The sequence below is a fragment of the Phycicoccus elongatus Lp2 genome, assembly GCF_000367525.1.
GTDB classification, from domain to species: domain Bacteria; phylum Actinomycetota; class Actinomycetes; order Actinomycetales; family Dermatophilaceae; genus Phycicoccus_A; species Phycicoccus_A elongatus.
This window is the reverse complement of record NZ_HF570956.1, coordinates 2750467-2769272: the sequence shown is the minus strand read 5'-3', so window position 1 is coordinate 2769272 and position 18806 is coordinate 2750467. Positions and strand designations below refer to the sequence as shown.

The window sequence follows — 18806 nt, the reverse complement described above, 5'->3', positions numbered from 1 at the left end:
AGCCGTGCGTCTTGGCGCGGCGGCGGTTGTTCGGCTGGAAGGTGCGCTTGCTCACGGTGGTGTCTCTTTCAGGTGCCGGGTCAGGGAAGGACCCGTGGGTCTATGGGCACATCGGTCGCCCTCGTCCGGCCGTGCACGGCCATCACGCGGCAGTGGAGGTCACGGGCAGGCGAAAACGCCCGATGCAACAGGCTTGTCAACGGTACGCGAGTGGTCCGGTGAGGGTCAAACCAGCCGCCAAACCCTCGACGCCCACACCCAACCCCCTAGACTCGCACGCTGGGACCCCATCCCGCGGCACGACACGCCGACCCGACGCGCCGATGTCCTGATGACATTCGTGCGGGGATCGGTCGACTGGGTTGCGAGGGTGTCGACCGGCGGTTAGCGTCGAGCCTTCGCCCGGGGTACAGGGGACTACCCACAGAGTGTGGACAACTCTGTGGACGATCCATCCGACCGGACGGATCGGGTGCACGGCGAAGGGGAGATGCGGTGGCGGATGCCTCGATGACGTCCGTCTGGGTGCGCATCCTGCGGGCCCTGGACAGGGAAGGCGTCTCGCACCAGGAGCGTGCTTTCCTCAGCATCACCCGGCTGGCGGGAGTCCTCGACGAGACCGCGCTGATCGCGGTCCCCAATGACTTCAGCAAGGACATCGTCGAGACCCGGCTGCGGGGGCGGATCAGCGGTCACCTGACGGCCGAACTGGATCGACCGTTGCGCCTGGCGGTCACCGTGGACCCCTCCTTGGCCGAGGCCGAGCCCCTCGACCTCGATGCCCACGATTCCCAGGACCACAGTCTCGCCACGGATCCGCAGCGGGCAACCCAGGACGACCCCGCCCTCGTCAATGGGGTGGCCGATCTCGCCGTGGTGGATCTCGACGATCCTGAGGTCCGCCGTGCTCAGCGCCGCCTCGAGCTCGACGGCCTCGACGCTGACGAGACGCCGATGCCCCGCGCGGCCGAGCCCACCGGCATACCGGCAAACCTGCGTCGTGGGAGCAACCCCGAGAATGTCGAGCTGACCCGCCTCAACCCGAAGTACACCTTCGAGACCTTCGTCATCGGGGCGAGCAACCGCTTCGCCCATGCGGCAGCGACCGCAGTCGGTGAGACGCCCGCCAAGGCGTACAACCCACTGTTCATCTATGGCGGCTCCGGACTGGGCAAGACCCACCTGCTGCATGCCATCGGCCACTACGCCCGCAGCCTCTACCCCAATGTGAAGGTGCGTTATGTGAACTCCGAGGAGTTCACCAACGACTTCATCAACAGCGTGCGCGACGGCAAGGCGGCCGAGTTCCAACGCCGCTACCGCTATGTCGACGTGTTGCTCATCGACGACATCCAGTTCCTCCAGGGCAAGGAGCAGACGCAGGAGGAGTTCTTCCACACCTTCAACGCGCTGCACAACGCCAACAAGCAGGTCGTCGTCACCAGTGACGTCGCGCCCAAGCAACTCGCCGGCATGGAGGAGCGGCTGCGCAGCCGACTCGAGTGGGGTCTTCTCACCGACGTCCAGCCACCCGACCTCGAGACACGGATCGCCATCCTGCGCAAGAAGGCGATCCACGAACGCCTCTCGGTGCCGGACGACGTCATGGAGTTCATCGCGAGCCGGATCTCCACCAACATCCGTGAACTCGAGGGCGCCCTCATCCGGGTGACGGCCTTCGCCAACCTCAACCGCCAGCCGGTCGACCTCGCCCTGGCCGAGATCGTCCTGCGTGACCTGATCCCCACCGAAGGCGGGGAAATCACGAGCGCGACGATCATGGCGCAGACGGCGGCCTACTTCGGGCTCACCCTCGAAGACCTGCGCGGCTCGTCCCGTTCACGGGTCCTGGTCAACGCGCGTCAGATCGCGATGTACCTGTGCCGCGAGCTCACCTCGATGTCCCTGCCCGAGATCGGCAAGGAATTCAACAAGGACCACACGACGGTCATGCACGCCAACAAGAAGATCGGCCAGTTGATGGCCGAGCGGCGCGCGATCTACAACAACGTCACCGAACTCACCGGGCGGATCAAGCAGCAGTCTCGCTGAGCCGTGCTCCCCTCCCCACAAGGTCGTTGTCCCCACAGGCAGGTGGCGGTTGTCCACCGCTTTCTCCACGTTTGCTGTGCGGACCGTCCACTGAGTGTGCGCAAACCTGTGGAAAAACCACGCCCACCGCTGCCCCGGAGGCGCGGTGACGGCATTTCGCGGATTTTTTCCACAATTGCCTGTGGATGGCTGTGGACAACTCGGTGGATCCGGTGGACAACCGGAGACCTCGCCATGGACGCGATGTGAACACCGCGAGGCCGTCAACAACCCAGGGGTCGCCGCCCACACCTGAACCACCGGGTTGTCCACGCTGCGCCACGCGTGCTGACCTGCAGCGACACCTCGTTGTCCACAGGATCCACAACACCGATGACAACGACTAAACCTCCCACTTGGACTCGCCACCCGATGACGAGGTGTGCACGACAACGGCCCCGGGACCGCCTCGCAAGAGTCCTGACCTTCGGGTTCCGTGGGTTGCGGACGTGCACTAATGTCATTGCTCCCCGGTTCGTCAGCCGCCCATCGGCATGCCCCGGGACACGTTCTCCCGCCGAGGCCCAGCCTCGGCTTCGCCTGAACTGGGCGCCGCTGGCGCCGGATTGGTCGGTATGCCGTGAAGTTCCGTGTCGAGCGCGACGTCCTCGCCGAGGCGGTCACCTGGGTGGCTCGCGGGGTGCCCGCCCGACCGTCGGTCCCCGTGCTCGCCGGCATCCTCATCAACGCCGATGCCGAGGGCTCGATCACGCTGTCGGCCTTCGACTACGAGGTCTCCGCCCGCATCACCGTCCCGGCCGACGTGCAGGACGCCGGCACCGTCCTGGTCCTGGGGCGCCTGCTGAGCGACATCTCACGCAACCTGCCGGCCAAGCCGGTCGAGTTCTCGACGTCCGGCAACAAGGTCGACGTGACCTGTGGGTCCTCCCGCTTCTCGCTCATGCAGATGCCCGAGGGTGACTTCCCGACGCTGCCCACGGCGCCCGAGGCGAGCGGCACGATCGACGGCGGCGCCTTCACCCAAGCCGTCGCCCAGGTGGCCATCGCCGCCGATCGGGGCGACACCCTCCCGATCCTCACCGGCGTGCGGGTCGAGATCGACGGCGACAAGATGACCCTGCTCGCCACGGACCGCTACCGCCTCGCCATGCGGGAACTGCACTGGAACCCGGCCGCCACCGACGCCAACCAGGTGCTCCTCGTCCCCGGCCGGACCCTGCTCGACACCGCCAAGTCGCTCGGCACGACCGGCTCGATCGACCTGGCCTTCGGGGGCGCAGCCGGCGGCGACGGGCTCGTCGGTTTCGAGGCCGGCCAGCGCCGGTCCACCACACGGCTGCTCGACGGGGAGTACCCCAAGGTGTCCTCCATCTTCCCGACCTCCTCCGAGACCGAGGTCGTCCTGGCGACGGCCGAGCTCGTCGAGGCGGTCAAGCGCGTGGCCCTCGTCGCCGAACGCAACACGCCGGTGCGGCTGAAGTTCGGCGAGGGCCAAGTGACCATCGAGGCCGGCACCGGTGACGACGCGCAGGCCTCCGAGGCCGTCGAGGCGACGCTGACCGGTCCGGACCTGGAGATCGCCTTCAACCCCCACTTCCTCCTCGATGGGCTGGGAGCCGTGGGCACGGCATACACCCGGATCTCCTTCACCCAGCCGAGCCGGCCCGCCGTCCTGTCCGGCCAGGACGAGGCCGACGGGGACGCCGACACGTCCTACCGCTACGTGCTGATGCCGGTCCGCTTCGCCTCCTGACCGAAACTCACCAATAGTGCACATTGGGTATGCCGTGTGCGCACCTCGCAACCACGCGTAGCCTGACCTTCGAAGCCAACCCTCACCACCTCTGGAGTCTGCAATGCAGTTGGGTCTGATCGGTCTGGGCAAGATGGGTGGCAACATGCGCGAGCGTCTGCGCCTGGCCGGCCACGAAGTCATCGGCTACGACATCAACCCTGCGGTTTCGGACGTCAAGTCCCTCGCCGAGTTGGTCAAGAAGCTCGAGGGGCCGCGGATCGTGTGGACGATGGTGGCGGCCGGGCAGATCACCCGCGACACCGTGGCCAAGCTCGCCGACCTGCTCGAGCCCGGCGACCTGGTCATCGACGGCGGCAACTCGCGCTTCACCGACGACTTCGAGAACGAGAAACTGCTCAAGGCCAAGGGCATCGGATACGTCGACTGTGGTGTCTCCGGCGGGATCTGGGGCCTGAAGAACGGCTACGGCCTGATGGTCGGCGGCACCAAGGCCAATGTGAAGCGCGCCATGCCGATCTTCGACGCGCTGCGTCCCGAGGGTCCGCGCGACGAAGGTTTCGTGCACGCCGGCAAGGTCGGCGCGGGGCACTACACGAAGATGGTGCACAACGGCATCGAGTACGGCCTGATGGCCGCGTATGCCGAGGGCTACGAGTTGCTCGCCCGGAAGGACATCGTCGAGGACGTCCCCGGCGCCTTCAAGGCCTGGACCCGTGGCACCGTCGTCCGGTCCTGGCTGCTCGACCTGCTCGTCGAGGCGCTGGAGAAGAACCCCACCCTGGCGGACGTGAGCGACTACACCGTCGACTCCGGTGAGGGGAAGTGGACCGTCGAGGAGGCGATCGCCCTCGACGTGCCGATGCCGGTCATCTCGGCCTCACTCTTCGCCCGCTTCGCCTCGCGCCAGCAGATCAGCCCGACGATGCAGGCAGTCGCGGCGCTGCGTGGTGGCTTCGGCGGCCACCAGGTCATGACGATCGCCGAGGGAATGGCCCTGCGGGTCGGGAAGGCCGAGAAGCCGGCCTCGCGCGCGGCGGCGAAGAAATCGGCATCGGTCAGCACCGCGAAGAAGGCTGCGGCGCCGGGGACGAAGAAGCGGGCCGCCGCCAAGAAGGCTGCACAGAAGAAGACCGACGGCTGAGGGTCTGGTCGCGCCGCCCCACGTACGGAAGAGGGCGGCGCCATGGACCAGCCCGGACCAGCCCACCCACGGAACAGATCTCGCGCGGGGACACAGGTATACCTGTGTCCCCGCGCGAGATCTGTTTCCGTCGGCGGCGCGAGCCACCGCGGCATACGCTTCGGCCGTGCACGTGCGACACCTGACCCTCGCAGACTTCCGGAGTTATCCGCGTGCCGACCTGCCTCTGGAGCCGGGCATCACGACGCTCGTGGGGCTCAACGGTCAGGGCAAGACCAATCTGGTCGAGGCCATCGGTTATGTCGCGACGCTGAGCAGCCACCGGGTGGCGACCGATGCTCCGCTGGTGAGGTTCGGCGCGGGGCAGTCGATCGTGCGCGCCGCGGTGGTTCGGGACGGTCGCGAGTCCGTGGTCGAGCTCGAACTGAACCCGGGGCGGGCCAATCGCGCGCGGCTCAACAAATCACCCCTGACCCGTCCACGCGACGTGCTCGGCACGCTGCGGACCGTGCTCTTCGCGCCCGAGGACCTGGCCCTGGTCAAGGGCGACCCCGGGGAGCGCCGACGCTTCCTCGATGACCTGCTCGTGGCGCGCCAGCCTCGCTGGGCCGGGGTGCGGGCAGACCACGACAAATTGCTCAAGCAGCGAGGGGCGCTGCTGAAGTCCGCACAGCCCGTGCTGCGCAAGGGACGCTCACGGCGTCGAGTGCCCGACGGCCTGGACGAGGTCAGCGAACGGGAGTCGGCCCTGCACACCCTTGAGGTGTGGAATGCCCAACTCGCCCAGGTCGCCGCACCGCTCATCTATGCCCGGCTGCGCCTGGTGCGCGACCTCGGGCCCCACCTGGCGAGCACCTATGACGAGGTCAGTGCCGGCCAGAGTGATGCCCGGATCACGTATCGCGCTTCGCTTCGGGACGAGTTCGCTGCTCGGCTGGCTGCCGGCGAGGTGCCCGAGATCGAGGAGATCCACGCCGAACTGTTGGCGTCCTACGACGCGATGCGCGCACAGGAGATCGAGCGCGGTCAGAACCTCGTCGGCCCCCATCGCGATGACCTCCTCCTCACGCTGGGCGAGTTGCCCGCGAAGGGCTATGCCAGCCACGGTGAGTCCTGGTCGTTTGCGCTGGGATTGAAGCTCGCGGCATACCACCTGCTCCGCACCGACCTGCGGGACGACCCGGTCCTCATCCTCGACGACGTATTCGCCGAACTCGACTCCGGGAGGCGTGAGCGGCTGGCGGCGCTGGTCGCCGACTGTGAACAGGTGCTCATCACCGCTGCCGTGCCCGAAGATGTCCCCGAGAGTCTGAGGGGTCGGTCCGTGCGGATCCGCCTCGGGGAGATCGAGGAGGTGGGCAGTGATGAGTGACCGCGGCGGCCTGTCTCCTGACAACGCCGACACCGCGGGCGCCGCGGGCGCCGCGGGCGCTGCGGGCGCCGAGGGTGCCAAGGGTGTCGGAGGGGACCCGGACACGTCGGATGCTGCCGTCGACGCCCTCGCCCGCGCTCGCGCGGCGGCGCGCGCGAAAGGACTACGGCCCGGCCGCCCCGTGATCCGCCGGGCCAAGGACCTGCCCGGAGCGCCTCGCAGCCGTCCCGGCGACAATGGCCGGGACCCGCGCCTGCTCGGGGACCAGATCGACTCATTCGTCGCTGACCGGGGGTGGAAGGCGGATCTATCGGTCGGCGCCGTGATCGGCCGCTGGCCCCACATCGTCGGGGACGACGTGGCGGCCCACAGCCACCCGGTGGAGTTCGTCGACGGAGTGCTCACGGTGCGCGCGGACTCGACGGCCTGGGCAACCCAGTTGCGGTTGCTCGCCTCGACCCTCCACGCGCGTCTCACAGGTGAGGTCGGCGAGGGGGTCGTCAGCGAGATCCGCATCGTCGGCCCTTCGGCGCCATCATGGAGCCGCGGCGCCCTGCGGGCACCCAAGGGTCGCGGACCACGGGACACCTACGGCTGAGGAGGCTGCTCATGGCGATGCCGAAGTTCGAGTCGGTGGCGGAGTACGACGCCCACTGTTCGGTCGAGGGACGCGCTGCGCTGGGTGTGATCCGCTCTCTCACAGCACAATTGGTGAAGGATCCCGAGGAGCGCCTCTCATATGGCATCCCGACCCTCTTCGTCGGTGGCAAGCGGATCGTCCACATGGCGGCCTGGGCTGAGCACCTCGCGCTCTATCCCGTGCCGCCGAGTCCGCCGGACGATCCGGGCTTGGCGTCGAACCTCGAGCCCTATGTGAAGGGCAAGGGCACGCTCTACTTCCCGTATGCCGCGGGCCTACCCACCGCTGTGCTCGAGCGGGTGCTGCGCGCACACCTGATCCGCGCGGGACAATGGCCGGCATGAGTGAGCAGCCGGTGCTGGTGACCCGTCACGAGGACGACGGTGTCGCCGTCATCACCCTGGACTCACCACACAACCGCAACGCGCTCTCGACGGCGCTCCTCACCCAGTTGCGCGACGCCGTGAACGAGGCCGCGGCCGACGAGTCGCTCGTCGCGATCCTGCTCACCTCGTCCCAACCGGTGTTCTGTGCCGGTGCTGACCTCAAGGAGGCTGCCCGCGTTGACATGATCGAGCAGGCCCGGCGGATCATCGCCGTGCAGCGAGCGATCGTCGTTGCGCCGGTGCCGGTGGTGGTCCGCCTCGACGGCCCGGTCCGGGCGGGTGGGCTGGGTCTGGTCGCGAGCGCCGACCTCGTCGTCTGCTCCGAGGCCGTGACCTTCGCGATGACCGAGGTCCGCCTCGGTCTGGCGGCGGCAACGATCTCGATCCCGCTGCGGGCGCGGTTGGCGCCACGTGTTGCGGCCGACTGGTTCCTCACCGGGCGGACCTTCGATGCTCACGAAGCCCTCGCGGGCGGGCTCGTCACGCGGGTCGCGGCGCCGGGCGCGATGGACCAGGTCGTCGCGGAGGTCCTCACCGACCTGCGAAAGGGCCACCGCCAGGGCCTCACGAGTACCAAGGCGCTGCTCACCCCGGACCTGTTGGCTGACTTCGATGCCCGGGGCGAGGAGATGGCACGCCTGTCCGGGCTCCTCTTCCACTCCGCAGTCGCCCAGGAACTGATGGCCGCAGCTCTGCGCCGCTGACCACGCACGGGGCCCCGCTCCTCGGCGGGCCGGACGGGGGGCGCCAGCCGTCTGCAGTTGCGCCACCATCCGGGGCATGTCACATGCGCCAAATGGTGGCGCATGTAAGTTGCGCCATCATTTGGCGCAACTGCAGACGCTTGGAAGGCCCTGGGTCAGGGAACGAGCGAGGGGCTGGAGGCCTCGGCGGCGAGGGCGGACGGCACGTCGGAGGTGGTGGTCGCCCTCACAGCGCTCGCTCACTGGCCATCGCCGCGCCAGTGTCGGCGATGGCTTCGGCAGCAGGTGAGGCGTTCTGTGCTCGTTCCGGGTTGAGGAACGTCTGTGGTTGTGCCCCCGGGAGCAGGGAAAGGTGCGGGCAACGGCATACGCCGTCTGCAACTGCACGCAAAGGAGCGACGCAAGAAAGACCGAGAGCTATGCCGTGCACACCCGTCCCGGCCTCGCCCTCACCTTGGAGGGTGCGCAGGTCGCGCTCGCCGCGGGCCTGGCACGTGCCGAGGAATTGCAGGGCCGATTCAACGTCGCGGTGACCGATGCGGCCGGTGACCTGCTCGCCTTCGCCCGGATGGACGATGCCTTTGCGGAGTCAGGCCTGATCGCGATCGACAAGTGTCGCACCGTCGTTCGCTTCGGCGGCGCCCCGACTGACGGGCTCTATGAAGCGCTCGCCGGTGAGGACGCGGTCGTCCGCGGCATCGCCAACCGGCCCGGGATCGCTGCTTTCGGTGGCGGTGTCGCAATCGTCGTCGACGGCCACGTCGTCGGAGCCGTCGGGGCCTCGGGTGGTTCGGCCGCCGCCCTGGGCGCCTTCGCCGAGCAGCTGATCTGCGAGAACAACGCCGTCCTCGACGCCTGACCCCGCACGTCCACACAAACCCGCCAATAGTGCACTTTCGGTATGCCGTGTGGCTGGATCCGCAGGAGACTCCGGACCCAGCCCCGCGGCATACCTCTGGTCAGATGACGCCCTGGGCGACCATCGCGTCGGCGACCCTGAGATAACCCGCGAGGTTGGCGCCCTGGACGTAGTCGCCGGGGGCGCCATACTCCTCGGCCGTCTCCACGCAAGTGGCGTGGATGGAGCGCATGATCTCCTCGAGCTTGGCCTCGGTCTCGTCGAAGCCCCACGAACTGCGGCTGGCGTTCTGCTGCATCTCGAGCGCGGACGTCGCGACACCGCCGGCGTTGGAGGCCTTGCCCGGCGCGAAGAGCACCTTGGCGTCCTGGAAGATCTTGACCGCCTCGGGGGTGCAGGGCATGTTCGCGCCCTCGGCGACGAGCTGGACACCGTTGTCCACCAACGCCTTCGCGCCCTCCTCGGGGAGTTCGTTCTGGGTGGCGCAGGGCAGCGCGACGTCGCAGGCCACCTCCCAGATCGAGCCACGAGTGGTGTGCGAGACCGCCCCGCCGCGCTCCTCGGCGTAGACACTGAGCCGCTCGCGGCGTCGCTCCTTGACGTCCTTGAGCAACTCGACGTCGATGCCGTCCTCGTCGACGACATAGCCGCCCGAGTCCGACACCGCGACGACCCGGCCGCCGAGCTGGTGGACCTTCTCCACGGCATACGTCGCGACATTGCCCGACCCGGAGACGACGACCCGCTTGCCCTGGAAGTCCTCGCCGCGCTCCTGGAGCATGTTCTGGGCGAAGAAGACCGTGCCATAACCGGTGGCCTCCGTGCGCACCTGCGAGCCACCCCACGACAGGCCCTTGCCGGTGAGGACGCCGGCCTCCCAGCGGTTGGTGATCCGCTTGTACTGGCCGAAGAGGTAGCCGAGCTCACGCCCGCCGACGCCGATGTCACCGGCGGGGACGTCGGTGTACTCGCCGATGTGTCGGTAGAGCTCGGTCATGAACGACTGGCAGAAGCGCATGATCTCGGCGTCGCTGCGGCCCTTGGGGTCGAAGTCCGAGCCGCCCTTGCCGCCGCCGATCGGCATGCCGGTCAGGGCGTTCTTGAAGGTCTGCTCGAAGCCGAGGAACTTGATGATCGAGAGGTTGACGCTCGGGTGGAAGCGCAGACCGCCCTTGTAGGGACCGAGGGCGGAGTTGAACTCGACCCGGAAGCCACGGTTGATCTGCACCTCGCCGTCGTCGGTCACCCACGGCACGCGGAAGATGATCTGCCGCTCGGGCTCGCAGATGCGCTTGAGGATCGACCACTGCGCGTACTGGTCGTCGCGCCCGGCGATCGGCTCCAGGCTGCTCATGACCTCATAGACGGCCTGATGGAATTCGGTCTCGCCCGCATTGCGCGCCAGGACGGCGTCGAACATCGGCTGCATGCTGGGGTGAAGGGCGTCAGGCATGGGCCTCACGTTAACCACACTCTGCGATGGGTCGGGTCGCGGGCGCACCTGACGCTTGCACCGCCGAGGTGGCTCCCAAGGAGTCGATCCGCCTCATCGTCCGCGAGGTGCCGCGCACCCACTTCGCCGCCGGCGGTGTCACCCTCGCCGAACGCGCCGGCGAGCCCGACCCGAGAGGCTGACTCCGCGGCATACCGATTCCGTGGCTCATGCTCGAGTGACGCACGCAGGAGGGACGCAGCACGCTACGTCGCAGTAGATGTCGGGCGCCGTGCTTGGTGTCGCCTGCTACGTCGCAGTAAGTGCTGCGAATGCGACATCTACTGCGACGTAGCAGGCGAGGCGCACCTACTGCGACGTAGCCGGCTTGCTGCGGCCGGCATACCCCCTCAGCGCCGAAGCGGTATTCCGTGTCGCGGACTCCCGGCCCCACCCCGTCCGCCGCTCGCGTTCCGCACCGGGAACATCGGTCGCCGCCGGAGCGAGCTCGGGGCGACAGTGGGCACCATGAGCGAGAAGCAGTTCTTCGGCCACATCACCGAGAACCTCTCCCGCGCCCACCGCGTCTCCAGTGCCCTCAAGGCCGGCACCGTCTGGGTCAACTGCTTCTTCATCCGCGACCTGCGCACTCCCTTCGGTGGCGTCGGGGACTCAGGTGTCGGGCGCGAGGGTGGCAACTTCAGCCGCGAGTTCTTCACCGAGCCCAGGGCCGTCGTCATGCAGATCGATCGGACGCTCGCCGACCACTGACGGCGGCCGCCCGGCGCAAGAGGTTCCCCGGCGTGCGGTTGTCGGTGGGCTTCGGCACAGTGGTCGTATGCCGCGCAGCTCGCTCCCGCTCCCCGCTCACCACCCGTGGTGCGCCATCATCCCGCCCTACGTCCTGGAGGCCCTGTCCCAGTCCGGCGACCCCGAGGTCGAGCGGCGAGCCAGGGCAACCCTGCAGCACGACGAGGCGATGCGGGCCGATCGGCGCACCGATCCGAGCGTCCGGATCGGCGAGCCGACCCTCACCGCCGTCGAGCAGCACGCCGCGGCGCCACGCAGCACGGAGGCGCCGAGCCGGGCCATCCACGACTGCGCGACCAGCCGCACCCTGCCGGGGACGCTCGTGCGCGCCGAGGGCGAGAAGCCCACCAAGGACGCCGCGGCCAACGAGGCCTACGACGGCCTCGGGGACACGTGGACCCTCTTCAAGGAGGCCTTCGACCGCAACAGCCTCGACGACCGCGGCCTGGCGATGGTGGCGAGCGTGCACTACGGCACCGGCTATGACAACGCCTTCTGGAATGGCTCGCAGATGGTCTTCGGCGACGGGGACGGCGAGATCTTCCTGGGTTTCACGCGCAGCATCGATGTCATCGGCCACGAGTTGGCCCATGGGGTTACGCAGTACACCGCAGGACTGAACTATGAGGGCCAGTCCGGTGCCCTCAACGAGTCGATCTCCGACGTCTTCGGCTCCCTGGTCAAGCAGCACGCGGCCGACCAGTCGGCCGCGGCGGCCGACTGGTTGATCGGCGCCGATCTGCTCGCCCCCGGCGTCAAGGGCCGGGCGCTCCGCGACATGCACCACCCCGGCACGGCCTACGACGACCCGCGGCTGGGCAAGGACCCCCAGCCGGCGCACATGGACGACTTCGTCGAGACCACGGCCGACAACGGTGGCGTCCACATCAACTCCGGGATCCCCAACCGTGCCTTCGTGCTGGCTGCGCTCGAGTTGGGCGGCAACGCCTGGGAGTCGGTCGGCCAGGTCTGGTACGACGTGTTGACCGGCGACATCAAGGCCGACTGCGACTTCGCGACCTTCGCCGCGCTCACCATCGCCGCCGCCAAGGCCGTCGACGCCGAGACGCACACGGCGGTCAGCAACGCGTGGCAGGGCGTCGGGGTGGACCCGGCGAAGGCGCGCACCCCACGGGCCCGCAAGCGCCCCACCCGCACCGGCGCGCCCAACAAGAATGCCAAGGTCGTCGTGCGCCGCACCGGCGGCCTGGCCGGCCAGGTGCTCCAGCGAGAGGTGCTCCTGCGGGAACTGCCCACGGATGACTGCGAGCAGTGGCAGGCCCTGGTGGCGACCAGGGCCCTGGAGCGGGCGTCGCTGGAGCAGACCCGGACCCACCCGGATGCCTTCACCTATGAGGTCGACGTGCCGTCCCGTGGCGTGCAGGTCGCGATCCCGGAGGTGGGGCTCTCGGACGACCAGCGCACGCTGATGGACCGCACTCTGCTGCCTCCCCGGGAGTGATCGGGGGCTGTTCGGAAATCGCCACGAGGGCCCCCGCCAGGCCCGGGCGACGTATCGGGACACACGACGCCTCGCGTTGAGCCAGAAAATGGCCCTCACGGCCCGTCAGAGGGCACGTCTGGTCCGCGCCGACCGTTAGAATATTGAGCAGTTGAACCTTCACGCCCGCGCAGCGGACCCCCGCTGACGGGCGTGATCCGTGAGTGACGAAGGAGCATCGTGGCCGACCAGCCCGAGACGCAGTCCGACCCGACGACCCCCGGCACCGCACCGACCCCCCCGCCTGACTCCCCGGCATACGACGCCAGCGCGATCACCGTGCTCGAGGGACTCGAGGCGGTCCGCAAGCGCCCGGGGATGTACATCGGGTCCACCGGTGAGCGGGGCCTGCACCACCTGGTCTGGGAGATCGTCGACAACAGCGTCGACGAGGCGCTCGCCGGGCATGCCGACACCATCGACGTGACCCTGCGTGACGACGGCAGCGTGCGGGTCAAGGACAACGGTCGTGGCATCCCCACCGACATCCACCCGACCGAGAAGGTGAGCGCGGTCGAGCTCGTCCTCACCCAATTGCACGCCGGCGGCAAGTTCGGTGGCGGCGGCTACAAGGTCAGTGGTGGCCTGCACGGTGTCGGCTCCAGCGTGGTCAACGCGCTGTCCACCCGCCTCGACGTGTGTGTGCGGCAGAAGGGCTACGCCCACCGCATGACCTTCGACCACGGCGTGCCGACCGGCCCGCTGCAGCGGCAGGAGGAGACCGACAAGACCGGCACGACGATCACCTTCTGGGCGAACCCGGACATCTTCGAGACCGTCGAATACGACTACGAGACGATCCGCGCGCGCTTCCAACAGATGGCCTTCCTCAACAAGGGCCTGAGGATCAACCTCGTCGACGAGCGCGTGGCGGCCGCAGAGGTCGAGGCCGCCGAGCAGGAGGTCGACCTCGACGGGGTCGCCGCCGACATCACCGAGGTCGCCAAGTCCGACGACGACAACGGCGGCTCCGGCTTGGTGACCAAGGCGCGCAAGGCCTCCTATCGCTACGAGGACGGGCTCGTCGACTACGTCAAGCACCTCGTCGGCTCCAAGAAGTCCGACCCGGTCCATCCCGAGATCATCGACATCGAGGTCGAGGACGAAGCCCGCTCGCTCAGCCTCGAGATCGCGATGCAGTGGACCAGCGCCTACAGCGAGTCGGTCCACACCTATGCGAACACGATCAACACCCACGAGGGCGGCACCCACGAAGAGGGCTTCCGTGCGGCGCTGACCAAGCTCATCAACGACTTCGCGCGCAAGCAGAACCTGCTCAAGGACAAGGACGACAACCTCACCGGGGACGACGTCCGCGAGGGTCTGACCGCGGTCATCTCGGTCAAACTTGCCGAGCCGCAGTTCGAGGGTCAGACCAAGACCAAGCTCGGCAACTCCGAGGTCAAGGGCTTCGTCCAGCGCGCGATGACCGACTCCTTCGGCGACTGGCTGGAACGTCACCCCAATGAGGGCAAGGAGGTCGTCCGCAAGGCGGTCCAGGCCGCGACTGCGCGCCTGGCCGCCCGCAAGGCCCGGGAGGCCACCCGCAAGCGGGTGCTCGAATCCGGCGGCCTGCCCGGCAAGTTGCGCGACTGCCAGTCCAAGGATCCGGCCGTCTCGGAGGTCTTCATCGTCGAGGGTGACAGCGCCGGCGGCTCCGCCGTGCGCGGGCGCAACCCGCACACCCAGGCGATCCTCCCGATCCGCGGCAAGATCCTCAATGTCGAGCGCGCCCGCCTCGACAAGGCGCTGGCCAATCAAGAGGTGCAGGCGCTGATCAGCGCCTTCGGCACCGGCATCGGTGAGGACTTCGACCTCGACAAGGCGCGCTACCACAAGATCGTGCTGATGGCCGATGCCGACGTCGACGGCATGCACATCCGCACCCTGCTGCTCACGCTGCTCTTCCGCTTCATGAAGCCGCTCATCGAGGCCGGCTACGTCTATCTGGCCCAGCCGCCGCTCTACCGGCTCAAGTGGAGCAACGCGGCCCACGAGTTCGCCTTCACCGACCGCGAGCGCGACGCCCTCATCAAGGAGGGCCAGGGCAAGGGTCGCCGCCTCCCCAAGGAGAACGGCATCCAGCGCTACAAGGGTCTGGGCGAGATGGACTACTCCGAGTTGTGGGAGACCACGATGGACCCCGACCACCGGGTGCTCCTCCAGGTGACCCTGGACGACGCGGCCGCGGCCGACGAGATCTTCTCGGTCCTCATGGGTGAGGACGTCGAGTCGCGCCGCTCGTTCATCCAGCGCAACGCCCGCGACGTCCGTTTCCTGGACATCTGAGCTCGCCCGGTATGCCGCGCACCTCGCCTCCCGCTGGGAGCCGGCCCCGCGGCATACCACCCCAAAAACCTTGTGTCCGGCAACTGGACGGTATGGCAACCACAGTGCCGGACGCACCACGAAAGGTAAGGACCACGCATGAGTGACGACGACACGACCGGCACGATGCCGCCGGAGACGGATCGGGTCGAGCCGCGCGATCTCAACACCGAGATGCAGCAGAGCTACATCGAGTACGCGATGTCGGTCATCGTGTCGCGCGCGCTGCCCGATGTGCGCGATGGCCTCAAGCCCGTGCACCGGCGAGTGCTCTATGCCATGTGGGACGGCGGCTACCGGCCCGATCGTGGCTTCAACAAGTGCAGCCGCGTCGTCGGCGACGTCATGGGTCAATACCACCCGCACGGTGACTCGGCCATCTACGACGCCCTCGTGCGCCTCGTGCAGGACTGGTCGATGCGTTACCCGCTCGTCGACGGGCAGGGCAACTTCGGCTCCCCCGGTGACGACCCGGCCGCTGCCCCGCGATACACCGAGTGCAAGATGGCCCAGCTCTCGGTCGAGATGGTCCGCGACATCGACCAGAACACCGTCGACTTCAAGCCGAACTACGACGGCAAGACCCTCGAGCCCGAGGTCCTCCCGAGCCGCTTCCCCAACCTGCTCGTCAACGGCTCCAGTGGCATCGCCGTCGGCATGGCGACCCAGATCCCCCCGCACAACCTCGTCGAGGTGAGCAATGCCGCCCAGTGGGTGCTCGAGCACCCCGATGCCAGCCGCGAGGAGACCTTCGAGGCCGTCAGGCGCGAGATCAAGGGGCCGGACTTCCCGACCGGCGCCCTGATCATGGGTCAGCGTGGCATCGACGATGCCTACCGCACCGGACGCGGATCGATCATCATGCGGGCGGTCGTCCAGGTCGAGGAGATCCAGGGCCGGCAGTGCCTCGTCGTCACCGAGTTGCCCTACCAGGTCAACCCGGACAGCCTCGCCCAGAAGATCGCGGAACAGGTCAGGGACGGTCGCCTCTCCGGCATCGCCGACATCCGCGACGAGACCTCGGGCCGCACCGGTCAGCGCCTCGTCATCGTGCTCAAGAAGGACGCCGTCGCCAAGGTCGTCCTCAACAATCTCTACAAGCACACCCAACTCCAGACCAATTTCGGCGCCAACATGCTCGCCCTGGTCGACGGCGTGCCGCGCACCCTGCCGATCGACGCCTTCATCCGGCACTGGGTGGAGCACCAGATCCAGGTCATCCAGCGGCGCACGGCATACCGCCTCGACAAGGCCGAGAAGGACATCCACATCCTGCGCGGCCTGCTCAAGGCGCTCGACATGCTCGACGAGGTCATCGCCCTCATCCGGCGCAGCCGCACGGTCGAGGCAGCGCGTGACGGACTGATCGAGCTGCTCGACATCGACGAGGTGCAGGCGCGCGCCATCCTCGAGATGCAGTTGCGCAAGCTTGCCGCGCTCGAGCGGGAGAAGACGATCGCCGAGCATGACGAGCTGCAGCGCCTGATCGACGACTACCAGGACATCTTGGCCAAGCCGGGCCGGCAGCGCTCGATCGTGTCCGACGAGCTCGCCGAGATCGTCAAGAAGTTCGGCGACGAGCGCCGCACCCAGATCGTGCCCTTCGACGGTGACATGTCCATGGAGGACCTCATCCCCGAGGAGGACGTCGTCGTCACCATCACGCGTGGCGGCTATGCCAAGCGCACCCGGGTGGACCAGTACCGACTCCAGGGCCGCGGCGGCAAGGGTGTGCGCGGCGCGAGCCTTCGCGGTGAGGACCTGGTCGAGCACTTCTTCGCGACGACCTCGCACCACTGGCTGCTCTTCTTCACCAACCTGGGCCGGGTCTACCGGGCCAAGGCGTATGAGCTGCCGGATGCCGGCCGTGACGCCAAGGGCATGCACGTCGCCAACATCATGGCCTTCCAGCCCGGTGAGCAGATCGCCCAGGTGCTGGCGCTCAAGGACTATGCCGCGGCGCCCTATCTCGTGCTCGCCACCAAGTCCGGCGTGGTCAAGAAGACCCGTCTGACCGAGTACGACAGCCCCCGCTCCGGTGGCCTCATCGCGGTCAACCTGAGGGACGGCGACGAACTCGTCGGTGTCGACCTCGTCTCCGCCGCCGATGACCTGTTGCTCATCTCCCGCAAGGGAATGTCGGTGCGCTTCCACGCCACCGATGCCCAGCTCCGGCCGATGGGGCGCTCGACCACCGGCGTGACGGGCATGAAGTTCAAGAGCGCGGACGACGAGCTGCTCTCCATGTCGGTGATCCGCGAGGGCGAGGACCCGGACGTCTTCGTCGTCTTCGAGAACGGCATGGCCAAGCGCACCGCGTCCTCGGAGTGGGATGCCAAGGGGCGTGCCACGCTCGGCGTGAAGGTCGCCAACCTGACCGACAAGAACGGCGACCTCGTCGGCGGGCTCACCGTCGACGAGAACGACCAGGTGCTCGTCGTCTTCGCCAAGGGCAATGTCGTGCGGATGGCGGTGCAGCCGGTGACCCGCCGAGGCCGCAATACCCAGGGAATGGGCTTCGCCAAGCCGGGCAAGGGTGACTCGGTCGTCGCCGTCGCCCGCAACGTCGAGCGGTCGGCCGAGGATGACCTCGATGACGTGAGTACCGTAACGTCGGACACCGAAAGTCCTACCCCCGGGACTGACGACGATGGAGGTAAGGCGTGACCCCCGGTGACTCCACCGAGCCGATGACCAGCACTGGGTCGGCGGGCTCATCCCTCCCCAAGTTCCCCACGCGACCCGAGGACGTCCGGGCGCACCGCGCGGCAGTCAAGGCCGAAAGGGCAGCCCACGAGTCGACCGCCCGCGGCTCACCCGGCCGAGCAGCGTCCCACCGGGCCGCGACCGGCTGAGCCACAGGCAGCGCGCCCGGCAGCCGGAGGCCGACGGGTCCGGCTCACCCTGTCGCGCGTCGACCCGTGGTCGGCGCTCAAGATGAGCTTCCTGCTCTCGGTGGCCCTGGGCATCGCGATGGTCGTGGCAGTTGCCGCCCTCTGGCTCCTGCTCAAGGGCATGGGCGTCTTCGACCAGGTCAACAACCTGGTCGGCTCGATCATCCAGGACGGTGACAAGAAGTTCGACATCATGGACTTCGTCGGCTTCGGCCGCGTGGTCTCACTGTCGATCGTCTTCGCCGTCATCGACGTCGTCATCTTCACGGCGATCGCCACCCTGGGCGCCTTCATCTACAACGTGTCGGCCTCGCTCGTGGGCGGCCTCGGGTTGACCCTGACCGACGACTGACCACCCTCCCGACGGTATGCCGTGTGCTCGCCGCGAGCACACGGCATACCGTTTTGGTGGGGTGAGCGAGCGTGGGGTAACCTCGGACGTCGCGTCCACCGCTTGCCGGTGGGGCGCCACCGGATCGGTGACGGGCCTATAGCTCAGACGGTTAGAGCGCTTCCCTGATAAGGAAGAGGCCACAGGTTCAAGTCCTGTTAGGCCCACCATCCGACCATCCACGCCAAGAGGCGCCGGCAACGGCGCTGATACCGTGGAGACGCCAACGCCAGGGAGGGCCCCATGAAGAAGTTGCTCATGCTCGTCGCCGCCGCAGCCGGCGCCGTCTTCGTCCGCAACAAGATGCAGCAGGGCAAGGCCGACAACCAACTCTGGGCCGAGGCGACCAAGCCGTCGGACCGGGACAACGCCGCGACGACGTTCCCGCACGGCGGCACCAGCAACTGATCCACCCAGTTCCATCCAGCCCGGTCGACATGCGTCCTCCGGCACGGGGCCTTGGCGCAATTGGTAGCGCACCTGCTTTGCAAGCAGGGGGTTAGGGGTTCGAGTCCCCTAGGCTCCACCATCCGCGCGACT

General features: G+C 68.1%; 16 protein-coding genes and 2 tRNA genes. 17 read left to right on the top strand and 1 reads right to left on the bottom strand.

From position 1 onward, the window contains the following. The first annotated feature begins 510 nt into the window (after window positions 1-510). From dnaA to BN10_RS13350, 8 genes are all read left to right on the top strand, one after another. On the top strand, window positions 511-2052 hold the full coding sequence (gene dnaA, locus BN10_RS13385; RefSeq protein ID WP_040753674.1) for a chromosomal replication initiator protein DnaA: 1542 nt from the start codon (window positions 511-513) through the stop codon (window positions 2050-2052). Between the two features lie 619 nt (window positions 2053-2671). Beyond that, a complete protein-coding gene (gene dnaN / locus BN10_RS13380; protein ID WP_010851793.1) occupies window positions 2672-3805 on the top strand; it encodes a DNA polymerase III subunit beta in 1134 nt (377 codons plus the stop codon). A gap of 103 nt (window positions 3806-3908) precedes the next feature. Next, window positions 3909-4949, top strand: coding sequence for a phosphogluconate dehydrogenase (NAD(+)-dependent, decarboxylating) (gene gnd, locus BN10_RS13375; protein WP_010851792.1), 1041 nt, complete (start codon window positions 3909-3911; stop codon window positions 4947-4949). 166 nt (window positions 4950-5115) lie between these two features. Further along, window positions 5116-6321, top strand: a complete 1206-nt coding sequence (recF, locus tag BN10_RS13370; protein WP_010851791.1) for a DNA replication/repair protein RecF — start codon at window positions 5116-5118, stop codon at window positions 6319-6321. Next, window positions 6311-6919, top strand: a complete 609-nt coding sequence (locus BN10_RS13365; RefSeq protein WP_010851790.1) for a DUF721 domain-containing protein — start codon at window positions 6311-6313, stop codon at window positions 6917-6919. The genes recF and BN10_RS13365 overlap by 11 nt, the downstream gene beginning before the upstream one ends. A gap of 11 nt (window positions 6920-6930) precedes the next feature. Continuing rightward, window positions 6931-7305, top strand: coding sequence for an iron chaperone (locus BN10_RS13360; protein WP_010851789.1), 375 nt, complete (start codon window positions 6931-6933; stop codon window positions 7303-7305). Beyond that, window positions 7302-8051, top strand: a complete 750-nt coding sequence (locus BN10_RS13355; protein WP_010851788.1) for an enoyl-CoA hydratase-related protein — start codon at window positions 7302-7304, stop codon at window positions 8049-8051. The genes BN10_RS13360 and BN10_RS13355 overlap by 4 nt, the downstream gene beginning before the upstream one ends. A 424-nt stretch (window positions 8052-8475) precedes the next feature. After that, a complete protein-coding gene (locus tag BN10_RS13350) occupies window positions 8476-8910 on the top strand; it encodes a GlcG/HbpS family heme-binding protein (protein WP_051369717.1) in 435 nt (144 codons plus the stop codon). 100 nt (window positions 8911-9010) lie between these two features. Here the strand turns inward: BN10_RS13350 and gdhA are convergent, their stop codons facing one another. Then, a complete protein-coding gene (gene gdhA, locus BN10_RS13345; protein WP_040751875.1) occupies window positions 9011-10363 on the bottom strand; it encodes an NADP-specific glutamate dehydrogenase in 1353 nt (450 codons plus the stop codon). Window positions 10364-10870: 507 nt separating this feature from the next. Between gdhA and BN10_RS13340 the strand changes: the two genes are divergently transcribed. From BN10_RS13340 to BN10_RS13310, 9 genes are all read left to right on the top strand, one after another. Continuing rightward, on the top strand, window positions 10871-11113 hold the full coding sequence (locus BN10_RS13340; RefSeq protein WP_010851783.1) for an aldehyde dehydrogenase family protein: 243 nt from the start codon (window positions 10871-10873) through the stop codon (window positions 11111-11113). 67 nt (window positions 11114-11180) lie between these two features. Then, window positions 11181-12614: a protealysin inhibitor emfourin gene (locus BN10_RS13335; protein ID WP_010851782.1), complete on the top strand. Its 1434-nt coding sequence runs from the start codon at window positions 11181-11183 to the stop codon at window positions 12612-12614. 219 nt (window positions 12615-12833) lie between these two features. Further along, window positions 12834-14942 carry a DNA topoisomerase (ATP-hydrolyzing) subunit B gene (gene gyrB, locus BN10_RS13330; RefSeq protein ID WP_010851781.1) on the top strand — a complete coding sequence of 703 codons (2109 nt, stop codon included), beginning with the start codon at window positions 12834-12836 and terminating at the stop codon, window positions 14940-14942. A gap of 138 nt (window positions 14943-15080) precedes the next feature. Next, a complete protein-coding gene (gene gyrA / locus BN10_RS13325) occupies window positions 15081-17648 on the top strand; it encodes a DNA gyrase subunit A (protein ID WP_010851780.1) in 2568 nt (855 codons plus the stop codon). After that, window positions 17645-17836, top strand: coding sequence for a hypothetical protein (locus BN10_RS17865; RefSeq protein ID WP_051369715.1), 192 nt, complete (start codon window positions 17645-17647; stop codon window positions 17834-17836). Before gyrA ends, BN10_RS17865 begins: the two co-directional genes overlap by 4 nt. An 82-nt stretch (window positions 17837-17918) precedes the next feature. Then, window positions 17919-18227, top strand: a complete 309-nt coding sequence (locus BN10_RS17860) for a DUF3566 domain-containing protein (protein WP_010851778.1) — start codon at window positions 17919-17921, stop codon at window positions 18225-18227. Window positions 18228-18359: 132 nt separating this feature from the next. After that, window positions 18360-18436: transfer RNA gene (locus BN10_RS13315), tRNA-Ile, on the top strand. A gap of 73 nt (window positions 18437-18509) precedes the next feature. Next, on the top strand, window positions 18510-18674 hold the full coding sequence (locus tag BN10_RS17485; RefSeq protein ID WP_010851777.1) for a DLW-39 family protein: 165 nt from the start codon (window positions 18510-18512) through the stop codon (window positions 18672-18674). Window positions 18675-18719: 45 nt separating this feature from the next. Then, window positions 18720-18795: transfer RNA gene (locus BN10_RS13310), tRNA-Ala, on the top strand. Window positions 18796-18806 lie beyond the last annotated feature (11 nt).